The sequence below is a fragment of the Hoyosella levis genome (genome assembly GCF_026008515.1).
Lineage (GTDB): Bacteria > Actinomycetota > Actinomycetes > Mycobacteriales > Mycobacteriaceae > Lolliginicoccus > Lolliginicoccus levis.
In genome coordinates this window covers 267460-289031 of the sequence record NZ_BQYM01000004.1, presented here as the reverse complement: position 1 = coordinate 289031, position 21572 = coordinate 267460, and the positions used below count along the sequence as shown (strand labels likewise).

17 protein-coding genes are annotated in these 21572 nt (G+C 67.2%); 6 read left to right on the top strand and 11 right to left on the bottom strand.

From position 1 onward, the window contains the following. Positions 1 to 224: 224 nt before the first annotated feature. A complete protein-coding gene (locus QC765_RS06715; protein ID WP_278313644.1) occupies positions 225 to 1064 on the top strand; it encodes an alpha/beta fold hydrolase in 840 nt (279 codons plus the stop codon). Between the two features lie 66 nt (positions 1065 to 1130). Here QC765_RS06715 and QC765_RS06710 read toward each other — a convergent pair whose 3' ends face one another. Together QC765_RS06710 and QC765_RS06705 are read right to left on the bottom strand one after the other, a co-directional pair. Next, positions 1131 to 3137 (bottom strand): prolyl oligopeptidase family serine peptidase, encoded by a 2007-nt coding sequence (locus QC765_RS06710; RefSeq protein ID WP_278313643.1) that lies wholly within the window; start codon positions 3135 to 3137, stop codon positions 1131 to 1133. A gap of 52 nt (positions 3138 to 3189) precedes the next feature. Continuing rightward, on the bottom strand, positions 3190 to 4647 hold the full coding sequence (locus QC765_RS06705; RefSeq protein ID WP_278313642.1) for an amidase: 1458 nt from the start codon (positions 4645 to 4647) through the stop codon (positions 3190 to 3192). Between the two features lie 139 nt (positions 4648 to 4786). Between QC765_RS06705 and lpdA the strand changes: the two genes are divergently transcribed. Continuing rightward, positions 4787 to 6190 carry a dihydrolipoyl dehydrogenase gene (gene lpdA, locus QC765_RS06700; protein ID WP_278313641.1) on the top strand — a complete coding sequence of 468 codons (1404 nt, stop codon included), beginning with the start codon at positions 4787 to 4789 and terminating at the stop codon, positions 6188 to 6190. Positions 6191 to 6393: 203 nt separating this feature from the next. Here lpdA and QC765_RS06695 read toward each other — a convergent pair whose 3' ends face one another. From QC765_RS06695 to ramB, 9 genes are all read right to left on the bottom strand, one after another. Further along, positions 6394 to 6960 carry a carboxymuconolactone decarboxylase family protein gene (locus QC765_RS06695; protein WP_278313640.1) on the bottom strand — a complete coding sequence of 189 codons (567 nt, stop codon included), beginning with the start codon at positions 6958 to 6960 and terminating at the stop codon, positions 6394 to 6396. Further along, positions 6957 to 7838 (bottom strand): SDR family NAD(P)-dependent oxidoreductase, encoded by an 882-nt coding sequence (locus tag QC765_RS06690; RefSeq protein ID WP_278313639.1) that lies wholly within the window; start codon positions 7836 to 7838, stop codon positions 6957 to 6959. Before QC765_RS06690 ends, QC765_RS06695 begins: the two co-directional genes overlap by 4 nt. Before the next feature lie 75 nt (positions 7839 to 7913). Beyond that, the gene (gene urtE, locus QC765_RS06685; protein WP_278313638.1) at positions 7914 to 8606 is read right to left on the bottom strand and encodes an urea ABC transporter ATP-binding subunit UrtE; all 693 of its coding nucleotides are present in this window, start codon (positions 8604 to 8606) and stop codon (positions 7914 to 7916) included. Then, a complete protein-coding gene (gene urtD / locus QC765_RS06680; protein WP_278313637.1) occupies positions 8599 to 9396 on the bottom strand; it encodes an urea ABC transporter ATP-binding protein UrtD in 798 nt (265 codons plus the stop codon). Before urtD ends, urtE begins: the two co-directional genes overlap by 8 nt. Continuing rightward, a complete protein-coding gene (gene urtC / locus QC765_RS06675) occupies positions 9393 to 10508 on the bottom strand; it encodes an urea ABC transporter permease subunit UrtC (RefSeq protein ID WP_373876699.1) in 1116 nt (371 codons plus the stop codon). Before urtC ends, urtD begins: the two co-directional genes overlap by 4 nt. Positions 10509 to 10516: 8 nt before the next feature. Next, entirely contained in the window at positions 10517 to 11401 is an 885-nt protein-coding gene (gene urtB, locus QC765_RS06670) for an urea ABC transporter permease subunit UrtB (protein WP_278313636.1), read from the bottom strand. Between the two features lie 84 nt (positions 11402 to 11485). Then, positions 11486 to 12742, bottom strand: coding sequence for an urea ABC transporter substrate-binding protein (gene urtA / locus QC765_RS06665; RefSeq protein WP_278313635.1), 1257 nt, complete (start codon positions 12740 to 12742; stop codon positions 11486 to 11488). Positions 12743 to 13007: 265 nt separating this feature from the next. Continuing rightward, positions 13008 to 13142: a hypothetical protein gene (locus QC765_RS06660; protein ID WP_278313634.1), complete on the bottom strand. Its 135-nt coding sequence runs from the start codon at positions 13140 to 13142 to the stop codon at positions 13008 to 13010. Between the two features lie 156 nt (positions 13143 to 13298). Further along, positions 13299 to 14771 (bottom strand): acetate metabolism transcriptional regulator RamB, encoded by a 1473-nt coding sequence (gene ramB / locus QC765_RS06655; RefSeq protein WP_278313633.1) that lies wholly within the window; start codon positions 14769 to 14771, stop codon positions 13299 to 13301. A gap of 407 nt (positions 14772 to 15178) precedes the next feature. Here ramB and aceA point away from each other — a divergent pair, with 407 nt between their 5' ends. The 4 genes from aceA to QC765_RS06635 all read left to right on the top strand — a co-directional run bounded on the left by aceA (position 15179) and on the right by QC765_RS06635 (position 21512). After that, on the top strand, positions 15179 to 16465 hold the full coding sequence (aceA, locus tag QC765_RS06650) for an isocitrate lyase (RefSeq protein ID WP_278313632.1): 1287 nt from the start codon (positions 15179 to 15181) through the stop codon (positions 16463 to 16465). Continuing rightward, complete coding sequence (locus tag QC765_RS06645) at positions 16465 to 17391, top strand: 3-hydroxybutyryl-CoA dehydrogenase (RefSeq protein ID WP_278313631.1); 927 nt, start codon at positions 16465 to 16467, stop codon at positions 17389 to 17391. The genes aceA and QC765_RS06645 overlap by 1 nt, the downstream gene beginning before the upstream one ends. Before the next feature lie 165 nt (positions 17392 to 17556). Next, the gene (gene metE, locus QC765_RS06640) at positions 17557 to 19869 is read left to right on the top strand and encodes a 5-methyltetrahydropteroyltriglutamate--homocysteine S-methyltransferase (protein ID WP_278313630.1); all 2313 of its coding nucleotides are present in this window, start codon (positions 17557 to 17559) and stop codon (positions 19867 to 19869) included. 368 nt (positions 19870 to 20237) lie between these two features. Continuing rightward, positions 20238 to 21512 (top strand): DUF445 domain-containing protein, encoded by a 1275-nt coding sequence (locus tag QC765_RS06635; protein WP_278313629.1) that lies wholly within the window; start codon positions 20238 to 20240, stop codon positions 21510 to 21512. Positions 21513 to 21572: the final 60 nt, after the last annotated feature.

The window sequence follows — 21572 nt, the reverse complement described above, 5'->3', positions numbered from 1 at the left end:
GCCGATGGTACTGCACCCGACAGGGTGCGGGAGAGTAGGACACCGCCGGGCAAACACATGTGAACACGCAGGAGGGGCGGGGAGCCCAAGGGCCCCCCGCCCCTCCTGCTGTTTCCGTATCCACCCCCGGCCGCCGCGGCGCCCGGCCGGGGCCGCCCGCCCCGCGCGCCCGGGCGGGCGGGCCCACCGCCTACAGTGGTCACCAACGACGCTGGAGGTTAGCCATGATCACTGTTCCCATACAGATGCCCGACAGCACCGTCACCCCGGTCCGTGTATTCGCCGAGGGAACGCCTGTCACGGGAACGAGCTTTCTCATCGTCCCCGGGCTCGGTCTTCCCGCCGGCTACTACGATCCGCTGGCCGAGGAGCTCAATAGGCATGGCTTCCCCGCAGCGATCACCGAACTGCGCGGCCAGGGCGCCAGCGATCCCAGCCCCTCCTCCGACAGCGAGTACGGCTACCACGATCTCGTCACCGTCGACGTCCCCAGCGCGCTCGAGGTCCTGCACGAGCATGCGCCTGAAGCGACGCCTTTCCTGCTAGGCCATTCCCTCGGCGGACAAGTCAGTTGCCTCGTCGGTGCCCGCGCCCCGCATGCGATTGGGGGGATCGTCCTCGTCGGAGCTGGATCCCCCTACTACAAGGGCTTCCCCGGGATGAAAGCGCTCGGCCCGCTCGTTGGTGGCCACATGATGTCGCTGACCGCCGGGATCGCCGGCTACTGGCCGGGGGACCGCGTCAACGTCGCAGGATTCGGACGTCAGTCCCGCGTACTGATCAAGGACTGGTCCCGCTTCGCGCGCACGGGCCGGATCTCACCTGCCAATGCTGATATCGACTACGAGCAAGCGCTCGAGGAGGCGGAGCTTGATGTCCTCGCCATCACTGTGGCTCGCGACGATATCGCTCCATCGACGTCGGTGAACAACCTCGTGAACAAGCTCCGGTCCTCCCGCATGGAGCACTGGTACAACGCGAGGCCGCAGGGGCACAACGGTTGGATCCGCGAGCCAGCACCCACCGTCGAGCGCATCGCCCAGTGGATCGACACGATCCGGTAGCACGTCCGTCGATGCGACACCGCCCGGCCAACGCTCAAGGCTGGCCGGGCACTGCTCCTCCGCGGGCTACCTCGCCGATCCGATTGTCGCGTGCAGGAACTGGTACGCCAGTGCCGTCTTGAACGCGAGCTGGGCGTTGTCCGCCGCGCCACTATGCCCGCCCTCGATGTTCTCGAAGTACTTCACCTCATGGCCGGTCTCCTCGAGAAGGGCCGTCATCTTTCGCGCATGTCCGGGATGGACGCGATCATCCCGGGTCGACGTCATGATGAGGACCGGGGGATAGTCCCGCTGAGGATCAACATGGTGGTAGGGGGAGTACTTGCTGAGGAAGGCCCAGTCCGCTGGATCATCCGGGTTGCCGTACTCGGCCACCCAGGAGGCGCCCGCGAGCAGCAGGTGGTACCGCTGCATGTCCAGCAGGGGCACCTGGCAGACGATGGCACCGAAGAGCTCCGGATAGCGGGTGAGCATCACGCCCATGAGGAGTCCGCCGTTGCTGCCGCCCTGCGCGGCGAGCTGCCCGGGAGTGGTGACGCCTCGCTCGACGAGGTCCCGGGCCACTGCGGCGAAGTCCTGGTAGGCGAGCTCGCGATTCTCCCGGAGCGCCTGGGTATGCCAGCGCGGGCCGTACTCGCCGCCGCCGCGGATGTTCGCGACCACGAAGGTACCGCCCTGCTCGAGCCATCCCAGCCCTGCCCCCGGACTGTAGGCAGGGACGAGGGAGTTCTCGAACCCGCCATAGCCATAGAGCAGGGTAGGTCCGGGGCCGGCGGAGGACTGGATCTCGAAGTAAGGGATGCGGGTGCCGTCGTCGGAGGTGGCGAAGTGCTGGGTCGTGGTGATCCCGGTGGCGTCGAACAACGACGGGGATTGCTTGATCGGGGCAAGGTCCACCGCGCTGCTCGCGACGGAGCCATGCCAGAGCGTCGCCGGAGTGGTGTAGCCGCTCGAGTTCAGGAAGATCTCATCGCTATCGGCATCGGTCGCGGTGATCTGCGTGCTACCGAGCTCCGGCAGGCCGTCGATCGAGCGCCATGCCCACGTCGTGGGATCGACGACACTGATCTCGGTGCGCACATCCCGCAGCGTGACCACCACGAGGTAGCTATCGGTCCACGACCATTGCAGCAGGGTCGTGGCGGGATCGGGCTCGAACACGACCTCGACGCGGGTGTCCCCGTCGAGGTAGGCAGCGATGGATGCGCGCAGGAGCGTTCCCTCCGGGTGCTCGCTGCCAGCGGTCCGCCAGGGGGATCGCGTGCGGATGAGCAGCCAGTCCTTGTGCAGGGAGACCTGGGCATCCTCGGGGACGTCGAGCTTGCGCAGTCCGTCGGGGGCGGCCACATGGTGCTCGGAGCGATAGAAATCGATGGCCCGCTCGATCACGGTGCGCTCGTGGCCCGCCGTGGGGTCGTGCGACGCACTGACCGCGACATCGCCGGGCTCGCCCTCGAAGAGGATCGCGGACTCGGCGAGCGGAGTGCCGCGTCGCCATTGCCGTGCGATGCGGGGGTATCCGGAGTCGGTGAGCGAGCCAGGCCCGGTATCGGTGCCCACCAGGATCGTGTCGCGGTCGATCCAGCTGATGTCTGACTTCGCTTCGTCCAAGCGGAAGCCGGTGGGGATGAACCGGAGCTCGACGAGATCGAACTCGCGGATCACCGAGGCATCGGCACCGCCGCGGGAAAGTGCCACGAGCGCGCGGTCGAAGCTGGGCCGCAGCACGGAGGCTCCCGCCCACACCCAGTTCTCGTCCTCGGCCTCGGCGAGCGCGTCCACGTCGATGAGGATCTCCCACCGCGGCTCGGGCTGCCGGTACTCCTCGAGAGTGGTGCGCCGCCAGATGCCGCGGGGATTGCGGGCATCGCGCCAGAAGTTGTACAGGTGCTCACCGCGCCTCCGCACGTACGGGATGCGGTCGTCGGTGTCGAGCGCAGCGCGGATCGATGCCTCGAGAGTGTCGAGCCGTTCACCGCGGTAGGCCGCGAGCGTCGCGTCGTTGTGCTTCCTCACCCAGTCCAGGACTGTGTTGCCGTCGATGTCCTCGAGCCACAAGTAGGGGTCATCCATGGCCTCCAGTGTGCGTGAACGGGCGGCACGATGCCCGTGCGGGCGGGGCGCGTCACGGGATCCGAGGTGGCCGCCAGCCGCCGAGGCCGCTCTCGAGCGCCTGCGCGATGCGGATGGTGACGTGATCATTGCCGGGCGCGGCGGCCACTTGCAGGCCCAGTGGTAGCCCGGTGCTGCCCAGGCCCGTGGGTACCTGCGTGACCGGGAATCCCAGCATGTTGAAGACCAGGGTGTTGGACGCGAGCCAGGGCTGCCCATAGGTGGTGAAGTGCTTCGGCGCGGGGCGGGGGAACGGGGGATACAGCATCGCGCCCTCACCGAGCAGCTCGGTGATCTGCTCGGCGGCCTTCTCCGCGGCGCCGACGAGCTTGCGGACGGCGAGCGTCCTCGCGCGGCGCACGGGGGCTACTTCAGCGAGCCGGAGGATCGCCACCGGAGCATTGAGCAAGGCTGGCAATGCCCCATCATGGCCTCGACCGAGGATATCGGCGACCGTGCCGGCGATATCAAGGGTGGAGCTGAACGAGGCGAAGGCCTGCGCGAGCGCCCACCGGAGCGTGGGCAGCGACGTCTCGGTCACGATCGCGCCACGCGCTTCGAGGACATTGGCAGCGAGGTAGCGGGCGGTCTCGAGCTCGATCCCAGGCTTCGTGATGGTGGAGTCGATCGCGAGGATGACAGGCATGCCCGCGAGGCCGGCTTGAGCGGGATCGCGCAGCGGCATCAGCCGTGAATGCGGATCATCCCCATCGGGGCCGGCCATCACGGAAAGCGCGGCATGGAGGTCCGTGGCACGCCGGGCCATTGGTCCGAGGAAGAGGTTCCGGCGGGCCTCGCCGTGCGCCATGGGGAAATGGCCGGTGTTGGGCACGAGCCCCACCGATGGCAGGTGGGCGAACACGCCGTTGAAGAACGCGGGTATGCGCAGCGAGCCGCCGAGGTCCGAACCAACGGAGAGCGGGGAGCCGCCACAGCCCACCGCCGCACCATCGCCGCCGGAGGAACCCCCGGCGGTGCGGGTGGGGTCGTAGGGGTTGCTGACGCGTCCGTACAGGGGGTTGTAGGTCTCCATCCAGAAGATGGGGCCAGCGGAATTAGTGACGCCGAGGGGGATCGCTCCGGCCGCGCGGAGCCGGGCGACCGCGGGGGCATCACGCCGCGCCCGGTGGTGCCGGCGATGGGGGAAGCCCGCGGTGTTCGGCATGCCCTCGACGGCGATGAACTCCTTCACCGTGAAGGGCACGCCGAGCAGGGGAGCCGGGCGGGTCACGGCGCTCGCGTCTATCCGGTCGGCCTCGAGCCGGGCCTGGCCGTAGCGGTCGGCGGCGATCGCGTTGAGCGAGCGGTTCCGGTCGAGCACAGTGATGTGCTGGTCAAGCACAGACCGGGCAGCGATGCTGCCGTCAGCAATGGCGGCCGCGATGCGCGTGGCCGACCATTCCGTGGTGCTGGGGGCGGGGTCTCCAGCATCGTGCTCCGCCGCGGTCGGGTTTTGGGCAAGATCGGTCATTGGCCCAGCTCCTCGTCGTTGAGTACTGGTCGTTCCCGGTTTCGCCAGTATGCGCCGCGGGGTACCGGGGAGCGCCGGATTCCGGGGATTCGGCCCCAACGGAGGACAGACCGCGAGCACAGGACTAGGCTCGTACACCGTGGCTGCACATTACGACGTTGTTGTTCTCGGAGCTGGACCTGGTGGATATGTCGCGGCGATCCGCTGCGCCCAGCTAGGTCTCAAGACTGCGATCGTGGAGGAGAAGTACTGGGGCGGAGTGTGCCTGAACGTGGGCTGCATCCCCTCCAAGGCGTTGCTGCGCAATGCGGAGCTCGCGCACCTCCTCGCGAAGGAAGCGAAGCTGTTTGGCATCGAGGGCAACCCCTCGATGGGCTACGGCGCCGCCTTCGACCGGAGCCGCAAGGTGGCCGAGGGTCGTGTCAAGGGCGTGCACTTCCTGATGAAGAAGAACAAGATCACCGAGTACGAGGGGCGCGGCTCCTTCGCCGATGACCGCACCCTCGAGGTCGAGCTCAGCAAGGGCGGCAGCGAGAAGCTGACCTTCGACAACGCCATCATCTCGACGGGTGCAAGCACCCGGATGCTGCCTGGCACCGAGCTGAGCGAGAACGTGGTGACCTACGAGAAGCAGATCCTGACGCGTGATCTGCCGGGCTCGATGCTCATCATTGGTGCTGGCGCGATCGGCATGGAGTTCGGCTACGTGCTGGCCAACTTTGGCGTGGACGTCACGATCGTCGAGTTCCTCGACCGGGCGCTGCCCAACGAGGACCCGGACGTGTCCAAGGAGATCGAGAAGGCCTACAAGAAGCTCGGCGTGACCATGAGGACCGGCGCCGCGGTGCAGAGCCTCGACGATGATGGCTCGAAGGTCACGGTGAAGATCAAGGACAACAAGTCCGAGAAGGTCGAGACCGTCACCGTCGACAAGGTGATGGTAGCCATCGGTTTCGCCCCGATCATCGAGGGATACGGCCTCGATAACACTGGTGTTTCGGTGACCGAGCGCGGTGCCATCGACATCGACGCCCGCATGCGCACCAGCGTCCCGCACATCTATGCGATCGGTGACGTCACCGCCAAGCTGCAGCTCGCCCACGTCGCGGAGGCACAGGGCATCGTCGCTGCCGAGACCATCGCTGGCGCGGAGACCCTTGAGCTCGGCGACTACCGCATGATGCCGCGTGCCACGTTCTGCCAGCCACAGGTCGCCTCGTTCGGCCTCACGGAGCAGCAGGCCAAGGACGAGGGCCACGAGATCAAGGTGGCCACGTTCCCGTTCATGGCCAACGGCAAGGCGCACGGCCTCGGCGACTCCACTGGGTTCGTCAAGCTCATCGCGGACACCAAGTACGGGGAGCTGCTCGGCGGCCACCTCATCGGCCCCGATGTGTCCGAGCTGCTGCCCGAGCTGACGCTCGCCCAGAAGTGGGACCTCACCGTCAACGAGCTCGCTCGCAACGTGCACACCCACCCCACGCTGAGCGAGGCCCTGCAGGAAGCCATCCATGGCCTCGCCGGGCACATGATCAACTTCTGACCCACGCTGTCGACCCACGCTGTCGCGGGAGGGGCTGCCACTGCTGGCGGCTCCTCCCGCTTCGCGTGGGCAGCTTTCTGGCCTCGGATGCTCGTGGCCCCGGAAGCCCAGCGCCTCGGAAGTGTTACCTTCTGCACCCTTCCAAGCCCGCCCTGGGGTACAAAACCGCACACAAGTGGCAGTCTGCGCGATCCTCCCCGGCGCTAGCCGACCTTGGCCTGCCTGCGATCGGCGGGGCGCGTGTCCCGGGGGATGCGCAGCGCACGGATCGTGGTGGCCAGCGAATCGTACTGCCCGACGAGCATGACGATCTCGATGAGCTCGCGCTCGTCGAGGAAGCGAGTGAGGGAGTGCCAGGCGTCGTCGTCGATGTCCTTGGTGCCCACGAGCTGATCCACCGCGACGAGCAGCGCATGGTGCCGGGTCGACCAACCAGGCGCGGCAGGACCTTGCTGCACCCTGGCGATCAGGGCGGGGCTGAGCCCGGCGCGGCGACCGAGGCGCTCGTGATGATCGAGCTCATAGGCGCAGCCGCGCAGGTGGGCGATGCGCAGGATCAGCATCTCCACCTCGTATCGCGGCAGCGATCCGAAAGGCATGAGGCGGGCGGAGAACATCAACCAGGCCCTGAATAGCCCGCGCGCGTGGCCGAGCGTGCTGAACAGGTGGACATCGTCGACCCGCATCGCTCGGCGCGCGAGCCTGGTGAACAACCAGTTGACGGGGCCGAGCTCGGCGAGCCCTCCGGGCGGGATGCGGGGAGTGGTCACGAGGCTGCTCCTCCGGTGCGGTTCTGGCGTGGGCGCTCGGGCTGGACCGTGGTGAGCGGAGCATTCTCGGCGCGGGCGATCTCGAGCGCGGCGGCGGCGTTGCGGCGCATCGCGATCTCCATGATGCGCTGCGTGACCGCGCGCGAATGCATGATCGGGCCTACGTAGCGCGGGGAAACGATGATGCGGGACCGCTTGGCGATGCCACGCTCGAGCGCTCGGATCGCTGGCTCGACCCGCGCCACCTTGAGCATGGGCATGTTCTTGACGAGCTCCGCGGCCGCACGAGTGCCAAATCCGCGTGCGGTCATGTCCGTATCGAGCTCGCCGAAGTAGGCGACGCCGACGGCGCCACCGTGGGGCCGCAGCTCGGCCCGCAGCGCGTCGCCAAGCGCCTCCACGGCAGCCTTGGAGGCACTGTAGGCACCGAGCAGCGGCAAGTGGATGGCCGCAGCGAGCGACGAGACGAGCAGCGCGTAGCCATGCTCGTGGCAGAGGTGCGGGCCGGCGGCGCGGATCGTGTTGTACACGCCGATCACGTTGACATCGAGGGTGTGCAGGAAGACGTCCGGATTGCCACCGATGAGCGGGAGCTGCGCGGCAACGCCGGCATTGGCGATGACAGCATCGAGCCCGCCCAGCTCGTTGACTAGTTCAGCGATGGCCGTCTCCACGGCTTCGGCGTCCGTGACATCGCATTTCCGCCACGGTGCCGCGCAGTCGATCGCGACCTTCTCGAGGAGATCCGGCTCGATGCCGAGCAGCGCGACGCTCGCCCCGTGCGTGGTGAGGGCGCGCGCGAGTGCCGCGCCCAGGCCGCGCGCGCCTCCGGTGATCAGGATCCGCTGGCCCTTGAGGTTGTTCTCCCACTTGCCCATGCCGTTCACGATACGTGTCCGGCAAGGGTTCCTCGGGAGATCTGCCGTGCCCGTGCAGCGAGATCGCCGGCGGGGCTAGATCGCCATGGCCGCGCGGACCTCGCCCGCGGCGCTGGTGCCGCCGTCGCCGGTGGCGGTGATGTGCCCGGCCTCGATCACGTAGTAGTGCTGCGCGGCCCGAAGGGCGAAGCCGATGTGCTGCTCGACGAGCAGCACTCCGAGGTTCCCGCGCTGGGTGAGGGCGAGGATCTTCTCCTCGATCTCTTGCACGACCGAGGGCTGGATCCCCTCGGTGGGCTCGTCGAGGATGAGCATTCGTGGCTCGGTGATCAGGGCGCGCGCGATGGCGAGCTGCTGGCGCTGGCCGCCGGAGAGCAGGCCAGCCTTGCGGGGGAGGAGGGTCGTCAGCGCCGGGAACATGTCGAGCGACTCGTCGATCAGCTCCTTGCCACGTGCCCGTCCATCGGCGACGAGCTGCAGGTTCTCCATGGTGGTGAGCTGCCCGAAGGATTGCTGCCCCTGGGGCACGTAGGCGAGGCCGCGGGCGACACGGCCACTGGGGCGCATGCTGGTCACATCCTCCCCGTCGAGCAGGACTGTTCCCTTGGTCGCCTTGCACAGCCCGACGGCCGCGCGCAGGAGCGTGGTCTTGCCGGCGCCGTTGTGGCCCATGATCGCGACCACTCCGTCCGGGGGAACGGTGATGGAGGCGCCGTGGACGACGGTCGAGCGGCCGTAGCCGGTGTGGACGTCAAGCAGCTCAAGCATGGCGGTTTCCTTCCGCGGAGGCGGCGGTGCCGAGATAGACGGCTTGCACGCGGGGGTCGGCCTGTACCTCGGCGACGCTGCCCTCGCTGAGGACCTGGCCGCCGTGGAGCACGGTGACGGAGGTAGCGAACTGGCGCATGAAGTCCATATCGTGCTCGACGACCACGACGGTGCGCTCGCCTCCGATCCGCTGGAGCAGCTCGCCGGTCTGCTGGCGCTCATCGTGGCTCATCCCGGCGACGGGCTCGTCGAGCAGGAGCACGGTGGCGTCCTGGACGAGCAGCATGCCTATCTCGAGCCACTGCTTCTGCCCATGGGCGAGGATTCCGGAGGGGGTGTCGCGCAGCGCGCCGAGCCCGGTGGTCTCGAGGGCTTCCTCGATGCGGGGGTCGATGGTGGTGCGGGCGCGCAGCCTGGACCAGGGGGAGCGCTTGGCGCCTGCAGCGATGTCTAGGTTCTGCAGGACGGTGAGCTCCTCGAACACGCTCGCGGTCTGGAAGGTGCGTCCCACGCCGAGGCGAGCGATCTTGTGGGCTGGCCTACCGATCAGCTCGACCCCGGATTTCTCCACGGAACCCGTGGTGGGGACAAGGCCGGTGATGGCGTCGACGAGGGTGGTCTTGCCCGCGCCATTGGGGCCGATGAGGAAGCGCAGGTCGCCCTGCATGAGCGTGAGGTCGACGCCCTGGACGGCCTTGAAGCCATCGAAGTCGACGGTGAGCCCGCGCACCTCGAGGTACTCCGAGCTCATGCCGGCCTTTCCGCCGGTGGCTGGGGCGGGGGTGATCATGCGCTGGCCTCCTTCGGCTGGTCCGCTTGCTTGCGGCGTCGCCGCCACACGACGAGCGAGGCGATGCCGCCGGGCAGGAAGCCCACGACAAGGACGAACAGCGCGCCCTGCGCGTAGGTCCAGGCGGACGGGAACTGCTCGGAAAGGGTGGTCTGCGCCCAGGCGATGGCGATCGCGCCGAGCACCGGGCCGAGAAGGGTGGTGCGGCCACCGATGGCCACGCCGATGATGAACGCGATCGAGGCGAGCACGCCCACGTCCTGCGGGGTGATGATGCCGACGATCGGTACGAACAGTGCCCCGGCGATGGAGGCCCACAGGGCGGCGATGACGTAGGCCACGAGCTTGATGTTGGCGGGATCGTAGCCGAGGAAGCGGACCCGTTCCTCCTGGTCACGGACAGCGACGAGGAGCTCGCCGTAGCGGCTGCGCATGACCTGCCAGGTAATCGCCATGATGACGAGCAGCGTTCCGGCCGCGATGAAGTACAGCATCTGCTGATTCGCTGGGTCGCGCAGGTTGAAGCCGAACCAGGTGCGGAAGTAGCTGATGCCGTTGGATCCACCGAGGGTGTTCTGCTGGCTGATGAGCAGGATAGCGAAGGCCGCGGCCAATGCCTGGCTGAGGATGGCGAAGTAGGCGCCCTTGACACGTCGCTTGAAGATGCCGAGTCCGAGCAGCAGCGCGAGGCTGGCCGGAACGAGCACGATCGCGAGCAGGGTCACCAGGGGGCTGGTGAACGGGAGCCAGAAGCCGGGGAGCTCGCGCTGGCCACTGAGCTGCATGAAGTCGGGAAGGGCGCCGGGACCACCCTCGATCGCGGCGTCCGCGAGCTTCATGTGCATGGCCATCATGTAGGCGCCGAGCCCGAAGAACACGCCCTGGCCCAGGGTGAGCATTCCGCCGCGGCCCCAGGCGAGGCCGATGCCGACGGCGACCATGGCGAAGGTGAGGAACTTGGCCAGCAGGCCGAGCCGGAACTCGCTGAGCATCGCCGGGGCGACGACGAGCAGCACGAGCGCGCCCACGCCGAAGCCGAGGAGGGTTGTGTAGCGCGAGAGGAGCGGCCGGGCCGGAGCGGGCGGGGGTGCTTGCTCGCGGGGCGGGCTGATTGTCTGGGTCACGCGAGGCTCCTTGTCTTCACGCTGATCAGGCCCTGTGGGCGGACCTGCAGGAAGATGACGATCACGAAGAACACCAGGACCTTGGCGATGCTCGCGGTGGTGGAGTACTCGAACACCGAGTGCAGCAGGCCGAGCGCGAACGCGGCGATCACCGCGCCCCGGATCTGGCCGAGCCCGCCGGCGATCACGACAAGGAACGCATCCACGATGTAGGACTGCCCGATGGTGGGGCTCGTCGAGCTGATGAGCGTGAGCGCCACGCCCGCGACGCCCGCGAGGCCGGAGCCGATGAAGAACGTGGTGATGTCGGTGCGTCGGCTGGAGATGCCACTGACCTCGGCGAGGTCGCGGTTCTGGACGACCGCGCGCACCCTGCGCCCCATCGGCGTGTACTTGAGCGCGGCGGCGAGGGCGATGACGCAGACGATCGCGAGCAGCAGGATGAAGATGCGCGTCTTGGGGATGACGGTGCCGAGCATCTCGACGCCGCCGCGGAGGAAGTCCGGGGTGACGACGTTGACGGCGGGCGCGCCGAAGATGTCCCGGGCGACCTGCTGGAGGATGAGCCCGACGCCGAACGTGACGAGGAGCGTGTCGAGCGGTCGGTGATACATCCGCTGGAGCAGCGTCATCTCCAGGATGACGCCGAGGATGCCGCCGACGATGAAGCCGAGCGCGAGGGACACCAGCAGTGATGCCCCGGCGCTCGAGAACACTTGCTGCACGACGAAGGCCGTGTAGGAGCCGGCCATGATGAACTCGCCGTGGGCCATGTTGATCACGCCCATCTGCCCGAACGTGAGCGAGAGGCCCAGGGCGATGAGCAGCAGGATCGATCCCATGCTGAGGCCGGTGAAGAGCTGGCTGGTCACGATGTCCATCGCGTTTCCCAGTCCTTCCTGTGAGGGGTGGGGTGGCACGGGAGCGGGCCCGCGCCGTGATGGGCGCGGGCCCGCGAGGCGGGGCTAGTTGCCGCCGAGCCCTTCGGCCCAGTCGTATGAGGTCAGGTAGGGATCGGGATCGATGGGGCCATCGGATTCCCAGACGGTGTCGATGAGGCCTTCCGCGTTGATGACGCCGATGCGGGAGGTCTTGGTGAGGTGGTTGTTCTCGCCGTCGATCACGACGGTGCCCTCGGGCGCATCGAAGGACACGCCACCGGCGGAGTCACGGACCGCGTCGACGTCGAACGATCCTGCTTCCTCGACGCTGGCGCGCCACAGGAACACCGAGGTGTAGGCGGCCTCCATGGGGTCGGAGGTGGGCTTCGACTGCCCGTAGCGATCCTTGTAGGCGGCGACGAACGCGGCATTCTCGGGGGTGTCGACGGTCTGGTAGTAGTTCCAGGCGGTCAGCTGGCCCTCGATGTTGTTGACACCGATGCTCGCGACCTCTTCCTCGGCGATGGACACCGACATCACCGGGGTGCTGGCGGCCTCGAGGCCCACGTTGGCGTACTCGTTGAAGAACGCGACGTTGGCATCGCCGTTGAGGGTGTTGAAGATGGCGTCGGGCTGGGCCGAGCGCACCTTGTTGAGGATGGTGGAGAAGTCCGCGGAGCCGCTGAGCGGCACGTAGTCCTCGCCGAGGACCTCGATGCCGTTGGCGGCGGCGTAGGCCTTGATGATGTCGTTGGCGGTGCGCGGGAAGACGTAGTCGCTGCCCACGAGATAGATCGACGTGATGCCCTGTTCCTTCAGGTAGCCGAGGGCGGGGACGATCTGCTGGTTGGTGGTCGCGCCGCTGTAGAAGATGTTCGGCGATGATTCGAGGCCCTCGTACTGCACGGGGTAGTACAGGAGCGCGTTGTTGGACTCGAAGACCGGCAGCATGGCCTTGCGGCTCGCGGAGGTCCAGCCACCGAACACGGCGGCGACGCAATCATCGCGAACGAGCTTCTCGGCCTTCTCCCGGAACTTCGCGGGATCGGAGGCGCCGTCCTCGCCCACGACCTCGATCTGCTTGCCCATGACGCCGCCATCGGCGTTGATCTGGTCGACCGCGAGCGCGATGGAATCGCGGACGGTGACCTCGCTGATGGCCATGGTGCCGGTCAACGAGTTGAGCGAGCCCACCTTGATGGTGTCGCCGGAAGCATCGACGCAGGATTCAACCGCGGCGAAGGTCGTGTCGTCCCCGGCACGGCTTCCGCATGCCGTGAGCAGGAGTCCGGCCGCCACGATAGCGGTGGGGGCGGCGACCCCGCGCTTGGTAAGCCTCATTCAACGCACCTTTCGTTCCGAGTCACTGGGGCGGGGTGAGCGCGGCGTAGCGAGTGCCGCACCGATCCGGTGAAGGGAACGCTAGGGAGTGGCTGTTTCGGCAACGTGTCTGCTCGTCACGGCGACATGAATCCCGGTTACACAGGGGTAAAACCTGGCATTCGCGGCGCCCCCGGCCTCTGCGGCGGGGCGAGCAGCGAAAGAGGCTGGCGCAGCGACAAAGCGGCGGCCCCCGGGAAGGGGACCGCCGCCTTGAGAAGCTGGATCAGGAGCCGAACATCGAGACCTGCTCCTCGAAGGCGCCGAGGACGACGTCGAGGTTCGCGAAATCACCGCGACCGCCATTGTCCTGGATGAACTGGCCGAAATCAGCGAGCATGCCGATGAAAGTGGCGAGCATGGGGTTCCCCTAGCGTTGAGCGTGAGCCCGGCACCACGCGAATGGCCGGGACTGGTCGGGTCCACCATAGGCGGGGCGGCCGCTGGCGGGATGGCTGGAGGATAAAGATGTGATCGCGATCAATGCTCTATCAGGACACGGCGCGCCCGCTGCTCGTCACAGATGGGGCGCGAACTCCTCATCGGGGATGCGCTCGGTCGGGCCGGGCTGCCCCGAGCCCTGGATCACGTAGGGCGCGATCATGCTGTGGTGCTCGTCGAGATCGACGTCCTTGCCGATGGTGGGGAAGGCCCGCTGCGGGCAGCGTTCCCGCTCGCAGATCCGGCATCCCACGCCGATGGGAGTGGCAATGCCGCCGCTGCCGATATCGAGGCCATCCGAGTAGACGGTGCGGCCCGCGTGGCGAAGCTCGCAGCCGAGCCCGATCGCGAAGGTCTTGCCGGGTTGCCCGTAGCGGGCCGCGCGCCGCTCCACGGTGCGGGCGATCCACAGGTATCGGCGCTTGTCGGGCATCTCCGCGATCTGCCGCATGATCTTGCCGGGATAGGCGAAGGTCTCGTAGACGTTCCACAGCGGGCACGTTCCGCCCGTGGAGGAGAAGTGGAACCCGGTGGCGGACTGCCGCTTGGACATGTTGCCGGCCCGGTCCACGCGCACGAACGAGAAGGGCACTCCGCGCAGGTTGGGACGCTGGAGGGTGGACAGCCGGTGGCAGATCGACTCGAAGCTGACCGCGTAGAACGCGGAGAGCCGCTCGATGTCGTACCGGAAGTCCTCGGCGACCTCGTGGAACTGCTTGTAGGGCAGGATCGTGGCCGCGGCGAAGTACTTGGCGAGGCTGATGCGCGCGAGGCGCTGGGCGGCCTCGGAGCGGAAGTTCCCTTGCTCGACCAGCTCGTCGAGCAGGTCGCCGCGCTCGAGGTAGGCGAGCTCGGTGGCGAACTTGAACACCTGCTGGCCGGAGGAGAGGTGCGTGGAGATCTCGAGCACCCTGGTCTTGGGGTCGAACCGGTGCAGGACGGAGTCGCCGAGGTCGATGCGCTTGCGTATCTGCACGTCATGGGTGGTCTCGAGGCGGCGGGCGATCTCGCGCCGCACGTCGGCATGGTGCATGCGCATGCGGGTGGTGAGTTGCTCGGCGGCGGTATCGAGCTCGTGGAAGTAGTTCTGCCACGAGTAGAAGAAGTCGCGCACCTCCTCGTGCGGCATGCTGATCGTGGCGGACCCGCTGCCGTCGTTGAACCGGTCGGCGGTGGCGGCGGCGAGCTGGGAGGTGGTGTTGCGGTAGCGGCGGTGGAGGTTCACCAGGGACCGGGCGATGAGCGGGTGGGACTGGACGAGGCTGGCGACCTCCTGGGCATCGGCATCCACGCCGACCTCCCCGTCGAGGAGGACCTCGCGGACCTCGGCCATGAGGCGAGTGGTGTCCTGGGACGCGAAGAACGTGGCGTCGACCCCGAACATCTCGGTGATGCGCAGCAGCACGGGCACGGTGAGCGGGCGGACGTCATGCTCGATCTGGTTGAGATAGCTGGGGGAGATGCCCAGCGTCTTGGCGAGCTCGACCTGCGTGAGGCCGCGCTCGGCCCGCAGTTGTCGCAACCGGGCTCCCACGAATGTCTTCGCCACGCTTCCAGGCTAGACAGGAGGGGCCCAGGGTGCGAGGGCGGTCCGCCTGGCAGGTGTGAATGCTCTCACAGCCCGCTGGAGGCTCGGTCGGTGCTGGCGCTGGCCGGGGCGCAGCGGGGCAGATCGCTCACCTGCGCTAACGTAACGCTCGTACGGTTTTTTTCCTGACTGGCCAGCCCTATCTTCGCAAGATTTGCAGAACGCTTGGAAAAGCTAGCCAAGATTGGCACTTGCAAGTGGTAGACCTGCGACTTTAATGTGTGGCATTGTCAGAGAGGTAACAGATCCGATGGGATGCACCGCTGCGAAGCACGGAGCGGCGTGAGGCCCCGTAACAGGGAATTCACGGAGCGGCTTGGCCGCTCGGTCATCGCCAGGACTACAGACACAGAGAAACTGGAGCGTCGATGTCTAACGTCGGTAAGCCACGTACCGCTGCTGAGATTCAGCAGGACTGGGACACCAACCCGCGCTGGAAGGGGATCACCCGCGAGTACACCGCCGAGCAGGTCGCGGAGCTGCAGGGCTCGGTCGTCGAGGACCCCACCCTCGCTCGCCGCGGCGCCGAGATCCTCTGGGAGGGCGTGAACGGCGACGGCTACATCAACGCGCTCGGCGCCCTCACCGGCAACATGGCCGTGCAGCAGGTCCGCGCTGGCCTCAAGGCCATCTACCTCTCCGGCTGGCAGGTCGCCGGTGATGCGAACCTCTCCGGCCACACCTACCCGGACCAGAGCCTCTACCCGGCCAACTCGGTCCCCGCCGTGGTGCGCCGCATCAACAACGCGCTGCTCCGTGCCGACGAGATCTCCCGCGTCGAGGGCGACACCTCCATCGACAACTGGCTCGTGCCGATCGTTGCCGACGGCGAGGCCGGCTTCGGTGGCGCGCTCAACGTCTACGAGCTGCAGAAGGCCATGATCGCCGCCGGCGCCGCTGGCTCCCACTGGGAGGACCAGCTCGCCTCGGAGAAGAAGTGCGGCCACCTCGGTGGCAAGGTGCTCATCCCCACCCAGCAGCACATCCGCACCCTGACCTCGGCACGTCTCGCGGCTGATGTCTCGAACGCGTCCACCCTGGTCATCGCGCGCACCGATGCCGAGGCCGCCACCCTCATCACCTCCGATGTGGACGAGCGCGACAAGCCGTTCATCACCGGCGAGCGCACCGCCGAGGGCTTCTACAACGTCAAGAACGGCATCGAGCCCTGCATCGCCCGCGCGAAGGCATACGCTCCCTACGCCGACATGATCTGGATGGAGACCGGCGTTCCGGACCTCGAGGTCGCCAAGAAGTTCGCCGAGGCTGTCAAGGCTGACTTCCCCGACCAGCTGCTGTCGTACAACTGCTCGCCCTCCTTCAACTGGCGCAAGCACCTCGACGACGCGACCATCGCGAAGTTCCAGCGCGAGCTCGGAGCCATGGGCTTCAAGTTCCAGTTCATCACCCTCGCGGGCTTCCACGCGCTCAACTACTCCATGTTCGACCTGGCCTACGGCTACGCCCGCGAGGGCATGACCGCCTACGTCGACCTGCAGGAGCGCGAGTTCGCGTCCGAGTCGCGTGGCTACACCGCCACCAGGCACCAGCGTGAGGTCGGCGCCGGCTACTTCGACCAGATCGCCACCACGGTCGACCCGAACACCTCCACCGCGGCGCTGAAGGGCTCGACCGAAGAAGGCCAGTTCCACTGATGCCCGGCCAAGCTGACACTCCCGCCTCCAAGGCAGGCGCCGGAGACAAGATCTCGCGTGTAGGTGTTATCGGCGCCGGGCAGATGGGTGCTGGTATCGCAGAGGTGTGCGCCCGCGCACACGTCGACGTGCTGGTGTTCGAGCAGACCCGGGAACTCGCTGCTGCGGGCCGGGCGCGGATCCTCCGATCGCTTGACCGTGGCGTGAGCAGCGGGAAGATCACCGAGCGCGAGCGCGAGCAGGCCGCCTGGCGGCTTCGCTTCACCTCCGATCTCGGTGACTTCGCGGATCGTCAGCTTGTCGTGGAGGCAGTGCTCGAGGACGAGAAGGTCAAGACCGCGATCTTCGCGGAGCTCGACCGGATCGTCACCGACCCGAGGGCCGTCCTCGCCTCGAACACCTCGTCCATCCCGATCATGAAGCTCGGCATGGCCACCAAGCACTCCGAGCGCGTTGTCGGAATGCACTTCTTCAACCCGGTGCCCGTGCTGCCCCTGGTCGAGCTGGTCACCACATTGATGACGAGCACCGAGGTGTCCGAGCGGGCGGATTCCTTCGCCCGCGACGTCCTCGGCAAGCAGGTCGTTCGATCTGCTGACCGCTCCGGCTTCGTGGTCAACGCCCTCCTCGTCCCGTACTTGCTCTCCGCCATTCGCATGGTGGAGTCCGGGTTCGCGACCGTGGAGGACATCGACAAGGCCATCGTCCTCGGTCTCGCGCACCCGATGGGGCCGCTCGCGCTGAGCGACCTCGTGGGACTCGACACGATCAAGGCGATCGCCGACTCGATGTACGAGGAGTTCAAGGAGCCCCTCTACTCGCCGCCGCCACTGCTGCTGCGCATGGTGGAAGCGGGACGAGTGGGCAAGAAGACCGGGCACGGTTTCTACCAGTACCCGGCTTCAGGGCGACCGTCCGCCAAGTAATTCAGGACCAGGCCAAGGGGTGCGGCGCTTTCCTCGCGAAAGTCCGCACCCCTTCCTGTCTCTCCAGCGCGGTTTCGCAGTAGGGTTGCACCGAGCACAGAGTGACCGGCCACGCACTCCTTCCTCGGGGGGCCGGTCAGCGGCGCAGGAAAGGTTTAGGCAGGAATGACCAGTTCCCCTCATATGAGTGACTACCGCTCGAGCATCCTGGGCTATCCACGCATCGGGCCGCGCCGCGAGCTCAAGCGCGCCCTCGACTCCTACTGGCACGGCGGCATCACGCAGGACGAGCTCGTGGCCATCGGCCGGGAACTGCAGGAGCAAACCTGGAGCGAGCTCGCCGCCACCGGCTTGTCCCAAGTGCCGGGGAACACTTTCTCCTACTACGATCACGTGCTCGACACCGCGTTCCTGTTTGGCATGGTCCCAAGCCGGTTCGCCGCGCTGAAGGAACAGCTCAACCCGCTCGACCTGTACTTCACGATGGCTCGGGGCCTGCCCGACAAGCCGCCCCTCGAGCTGGTCAAGTTCATCAGTAGCAACTATTACTACCGCCAGCCGGAGATCGAGCCGGGCATGGAGTTCTCCGTTGATGCCACCAACATCATCGACGAGATCAAGCGTGGCAACGCCTCGGGAATCGAGCTGCGGCCTGTCGTCATGGGACCCGTCACGCTGCTGCTCATGAGCAAGGCTGCCGCCGGCGCGCCCGAGGACTTCGCCCCGCTCGACATGCTCGAGCCCCTGCTGCGCGCCTACGTCGACCTGTGCGAGCAGCTCGTCAAGGCAGGTACCACCTGCGTGCAGCTCGACGAGCCCTACTTCACCCTCGAGCGGACCGACGCTGAGCTGGAGCTCTTCCGCCGCGCGTACGAGGTGCTCGGTTTCGCCGGGCTCAGGCCTCGATTGCTCGTCACGGGCCAGTATGGTGATCTCGGCCCCGCGCTCGACATCCTCGCTGCCTCCAAGGTCGAGGCGATCGGGCTCGACCTCATCGCCGGCCGCCGGGCCCCCGAGGAGCTCGCAGCGGTCCCAGGCCTGCGCCGCAAGCGCATCTACGCGGGCGTGGTCAGCGGTCGCAACGTGTGGAAGACCGACAAGCCCGCCACCCTCGCCTACCTGCGCGAGCTGCAAGCCGTCATCCCCGACATCGTCGTCTCTACCTCCTGCACCCTGCTGCACGTGCCCGTGGACGTGCTCTCCGAGTTCGACCTGCCCGACGCCGTCGCGGACCGCGTCGTGTTCGCGAAGCAGAAGGTCGGCGAGGTCGTCGCCCTTGCTCGTGCCCTCAAGGACGGCGAGCCCGAGAAATGGTCGGAAGCAGGGGAGCTTGCCCCCATCAACCCGGATGAGGCCGTGCGGGCCCGCGTGGCCGCGGTCAAGCCGGAGGACCATGACCGCGCCCCTTGGGCCGAGCGCAAGGATGCCCAGCAGGCGTCGCTGCCGCTGCCGCTCGTGCCCACCACCACCCTTGGCTCCTACCCGCAATCGGGCAAGGTCAAGCAGGCCCGGTACGAGCTCGGCCAGGACCGCCTCAGCTACGAGGAATACGTCGAGATCATCAAGGCCGAGATCGCGGACGCGATCGCCCTGCAGGAGGACATCGGCCTCGACGTGCTCGTGCACGGCGAGATCGAGCGCAACGACATGATCCAGTACTTCGCGGAGCTCCTCGAGGGCTTCGCCGTCACCCGCAATGGCTGGGTGCAGGTATACGGCTCGCGCTGCGTGCGACCACCCATCCTCTACGGCGACGTCTCCCGGCCACGCCCGATGACCCTCGAATGGATCGGCTACGCGCAGTCGCTCACCGACAAGCCCGTCAAGGCCATCCTCACCGGGCCCGTCACGATGCTGGCATTCTCCTTCGTCCGCGAGGACCAGCCGCTGAAGGAGACCGTCAATCAGATCGCGCTGGCCGTGCGCGACGAGACCATCGACCTCGAAGCAGCAGGCATCACCATCCTCCAGGTGGACGAGCCTGCCATCCGTACCTTGCTGCCGCGTCGCCCCGAGGGCCGCGAGGAATACCTCGAATGGGCCGTGGGCGCTTTCAAGCTCGCCACCGCGGGGGTCAAGCCCGAGACGCAGATCCACACCCACATCGGCCTGTCCGGGGTTTCCGCTGTGGTGGAGGCCATCGAGCACCTCGATGCTGATGTCACCTACATCGTTTCCGCCACGCGCAGCCTCTACTGGGTGCTCGATGCGCTCGAGGGAGCGGGCCTCACTCGTGGCGTCGGGCCCGGCGTGTACGAGAGCCGGTCCGCGCGGATCCCCGACATCGATGAGATCGACGAGCTGCTCACCCGCGCGGTGCGAGCCATCGAGCCCGAGCGACTATGGGCCAATCCCGACGGTGGCCTCAAGACCCGGCACCACTGGCAGCTCGAGCCCTCGCTGCGCAACCTCGTCGCCGCAGCCCGCCGCATCCGGCGCCGCGCGGCCAGCGCGGAGGCTGCCCAGCACGCTGGCTAGGCGACGGTCGGGCTCTCGGCGCTGGTGGGCGGTGGGCGCTCTTGACTGGCGCCTCGCCCCGGCGCCGCCCCGGCCGCAAACGCGATAGAAACTGCCGAAATCTCGGCTTGGTTTCTATCGCGTTTGACAGTTTCCGGTGCTTTTGCCCCTTGCGCGGCGGGCCACCACGCGCCCGGCCGTGACCTTCCGGCCACCACGCGCCCGGTCGGCCCCCGCGCCAGTGGAAACTTCTCCGCCACCAAGCGGGAAAAGTTTCCACCAGGAAGGGGCTCGGCCCCGCTGAGCGCGCCACCGCCGCGCGGCAGGCACGTGCTGTCGCCACCAGAATTGAAGGGTCCACTGCACGCGCGCCGCCGCCCTGCGACAGAATGGGCTACGTGCAGCTAATGGACCTCGATGATGATGCCAAGCGACGCGATCTGCGCAGGATGAAGACCTTCGCGCTGGGGTTCCTCCTCATCGCCGCGACGATCTATCTGTACTGCCGATGGCTCGAGTCGATGGACGACACCGCCGAATGGGTGGGCTTCGCCCGTGCCGCTGCCGAGGCCGGGGTGGTCGGCGGCCTCGCGGACTGGTTCGCGGTGACCGCGCTGTTCAAGCGCCCCATGGGCCTGCCGATCCCTCACACCGCGCTGATCAAGAAGAAGAAGGACCAGCTGGGCGAGAGCCTGGGGAGCTTCGTAGGATCCAACTTCCTCTCCCGCGATGTCGTCACGCAGCGGCTCCAGTCCGCGGGCCTGCCCCGTCGCGCGGGCGAGTGGCTCTCCGATCCCGTGCATGCCGAGCGATTGTCGAAGGAAGCGGCGACCTTGCTTCGCGCGCTCGTCGTGGTACTGCGTGATGACGACGTGCAGCAGGTCATCGATCAGACGCTGGTGCGCAAGCTCGCCGATGCGAAGTGGGGACCGCCACTGGGCAAGATCCTCGAGGAGCTGCTCGAGGAGAACCGCCAGCTGCCAGTGATCGAGCTCCTGTGCGACCGCGCGTACCAGTGGGCGCTCGGCTCCCAGGAGACGATCGACCGGGTCGTCACGAAGGACTCGCCGACCTGGACCCCGAAGGTCGTGGACCTCCTTGTCGGGGAGAAGATCCACCGTGAGCTCGTGGAGTTCGCGTGGAAGGTCCGGGCCGATCCGGAGCATGAGGTGCGGCAGGCGATCAACAAGTTCCTGTTCGAGTTCGCCGACGATCTGCAGAACGACGAGGCCACGATCGCGAAGGCCGAGCGCATCAAGGACGAGCTGATGAACCGGCGCGAGGTGACGGGCCTGGCGAGCGCGGCCTGGGCGCTGGTGAAGAAGATGATCCTCGAATCAGTGGATGATCCCGGGAGCACGCTGCGCGTGAAGATCCGCGACTGGATCCTCGATTTCGGCGAGCGGCTCAAGGAGGATGCCGCGCTGCGCGACAAGCTGGATCGATGGATGACCGAGGGCGCGGGGTATGTGATCGACAACTATGCGCATGAGATCACCGGTCTGATCAGCGACACGGTCGCGAAATGGGATGCCGACGAGGCAAGCACCAAGATCGAGTTGCAGGTGGGCCGGGATCTGCAGTTCATCCGCATCAACGGAACGGTGGTCGGCGCGCTCGCAGGGTTCACGATCCATAGCATCACGCACGTGATCTTTGGTTGATCGACACGCTCATATCTGTTATGTGAAAACTCACACGCGGGCCATGAATCGCCATTACGC